The sequence below is a fragment of the Acidimicrobiales bacterium genome (genome assembly GCA_035533095.1).
Classification (GTDB): domain Bacteria; phylum Actinomycetota; class Acidimicrobiia; order Acidimicrobiales; family Palsa-688; genus DATLUM01.
Genome location: DATLUM010000064.1, coordinates 1 through 2,720 on the forward strand (window position 1 = coordinate 1; position 2,720 = coordinate 2,720).

Sequence of the window (2,720 nt, forward strand, 5' to 3'; positions counted from 1 at the left end):
ACTGACAGCGACGGGAGGTTGGGGGGCCAACGTCAACCTCACCAACGCGGGCGTCAGCAATGTCAATGGAAGTTCCCAGAACGACATCTTCGTAACGGGAGCGGGGGGCAGCAACATCAACGGCGTCGGCGGATCGGACCTGTTCGTCGTCGAGGGCGGCAACAACACCCTGACCGCCGCACCGAACTCGCAAACCCGGTTCATCTTCGAAGGTGCGGGCAACAACCTGATCAGTGGAGGGGGCAACGCCACCGTGGACTTCTCCCAGGCGCCCGCGAGAGTGACCGTCAATCTCCAGACGGGTAACGCCACCGGTGGCTGGGGCGGCTTCCAGCAGCTGTCCGGGGTGCTCAACATCATCGGGTCGAACTTCAACGACGTCCTCGTCGCTGGCGCCCCGGGTGGCACCATCATCGGGCTCAACGGCAACGACCTCCTCCAGGCCGGCCCGACGGGCGGTGACACGCTCATCAGTGGTGGGAACGGCAACGACACCTTCTGCGCCCAGTCCAGTTGCGCCGTGGCAGGGACCATCGCTGGCGGAGGGGACACCATGATCGGTGGAAGTGGCAACGACGTCTTCTTCGCCGAGAACGGTGTCGGGGACACGATCAATGGCGGCGGCGGGTTCAACTCAGCCTTCACGGACCCGACGGAGAACTCCGTGGCGAACATCCAGCAGCAGACCATCGGGTGACCGTGAGCCGACGGTGACAGCTGTCCTCTCTATCCAGGAGGCCGGTGCTCTTCGCGTGGAGCCCGGTCAGACCACCTCGTGCAAGGTCAGTCTCGCCAACACGGGATCGATCGTCGAGCAATTCACCATCATGGTTATCGGGGAGACCGCGGAGTGGACCCGGTCGGACCCTCCCGTCATATCTCTGTTCCCCGGAGCACAGCAGACCGCGACCCTGACCTTCTCGCCGCCACGGCTGCACACCACACCCAGCGGCGAGATCCCCTTCGCCGTCAAGGTGATCCCCTCCAACGAGCCGGAGGAATCGGTCACCGAGGAAGGCGTCATCACGGTCGGTTCCTTCAACGACGTCGGGGCCGAGCTACTCCCACGCGTCGCGACCGGCCGAACGTCGGCCCGGCAGAAGCTCGCCGTTGACAGCCGGGGGAATGTCCCCCTCCCGGTCGTGGTCAGCGCCGTCGACGCGGCTGACGCCGTCAAGTTCCGAATCCGACCGTCCCTCCTGACGACGGCGCCCGGCGAAGCACGCTTCGTCCGCATACGGGTCAAGCCCCGCCAGCGGTTCTGGAAGGGACCGGCCCAGCAGAAGCCCTACAAGGTCCAGGTCGCCCCCGAGGGCGAAAAGCCCCTCGTCCTCGACGGAGGACTCTCACAGCGTGCGGTCCTGCCGAAGTGGTTCTACGCGCTTCTCGCCGCCGCACTGGCGCTGCTTCTCCTGTGGTTCCTGCTGGTCCGCCCGATCGTGCGCTCGACCGCGATCGACTCGACCAAGCCCGAGCTTGCCGCGCAGGCGTCGGCTACAAAGAACCTCTCCAACAAGCTGTCGGCGACGCAGTCCTCGGTCGCCGCTAATGCAGCCGGCCTGGCCGGGTTGACCGGCCAGCCACCGCCGTCCACCACCACCACCACCACGACGGTACCGGCAGCTCCGCCAACCACCACGCCGCCACCGGTGACCGGTCCCGCCGATGGCAGGCTTTCTGTGATCGCCGCCCCCGGATCGACGGCGACCTCTTCAACGGGGAAGATCGCGAAGGGCACCACGCTCACCATCACTGACCTGATCCTGCAAAATGTCTCCGGATCGGCGGGAACCGCCAGGGTGGAGCGCATCAGCGCCACCGGCAGCGTCCAGGACCTTCTGGTGGTGAACCTCGCAACACTGACCAACCAGGAGTTCCAGTTCACGACGCCGATGCAGTTCACCCATGACCAGCAGATGCAGCTACGGGTCGACTGCCTGGGCAATCAGACGGCGTGCGACGTAGGCATGTACTACACCGGCCCGACGACCCAGCCGCAGTCGGCCACCACGACTACAGTCCCCTAGCACCCGAAGGAGGGACGCACATGAGGTCTTTTGATGACGACGTGCTGAAGGATCGGGGAAGCGGGCCTCCGCACCGGGCGGCGCTGGAGGACAGCCACAAGGACCGGACCGACGTGTCCGGGCCAGCGGCTCCGGTCGACACGAGACGGGTCCTCGCCCTCCAGCGCAGCGCGGGAAACGCGGCGGTCGCCCAACTTCTTTCCGAGGACGAGGAAGGCGCTTCGGTCCGTGACGTCGTGGGGAAGGGTGGTGGCCGGCCACTGCCAGCTGCGTCGAAGATGCAGATGGAGCAGTCGTTCGGCCAGGATTTCTCCGACGTGCGGCTGCATAGCGGGGGCGACGCGGCTTCCTCCGCGCGGTCGGTTCAGGCCAAGGCCTACACCGTCGGCAACGACATCGTCCTCGGCGACGGCTCCCCCTCCCTGGAGTCGAGCGAGGGGCAGCGGACGCTCGCCCATGAGCTGACCCACGTCGTGCAGCAGCGCTCGGGACCTGTCGATGGTACGCCGGCCGAGGGCGGGCTCTCCGTATCGGATCCTTCTGACCGGTTCGAGCAGCAGGCCGAGCGCGCTGCCGACAACGTCAGTGCCGGGCAATTGGCCGACGGGCAGAGCGCGCCGGCGCCGGCGGCCGCTGGCGTCTCCGTGCAGCGTCAGGAGGAAGAGGACGACGAGGAGGAGTCCTCGGAGGGCT

At 66.8% G+C, this 2,720-nt stretch carries 3 protein-coding genes; all 3 read left to right on the forward strand.

The window, feature by feature from the left end:
* A partial coding sequence (locus tag VNF71_08225) for a hypothetical protein (protein ID HVA74537.1) occupies positions 1 to 697 on the forward strand: 697 nt, incomplete at its 5' end.
* 13 nt (positions 698 to 710) lie between these two features.
* Complete coding sequence (locus VNF71_08230; protein ID HVA74538.1) at positions 711 to 2,027, forward strand: hypothetical protein; 1,317 nt, start codon at positions 711 to 713, stop codon at positions 2,025 to 2,027.
* A 20-nt stretch (positions 2,028 to 2,047) separates the two neighbouring features.
* Positions 2,048 to 2,720, forward strand: a 673-nt coding sequence (locus tag VNF71_08235; GenBank protein HVA74539.1) for a DUF4157 domain-containing protein, incomplete at its 3' end; no start/stop codon positions are given.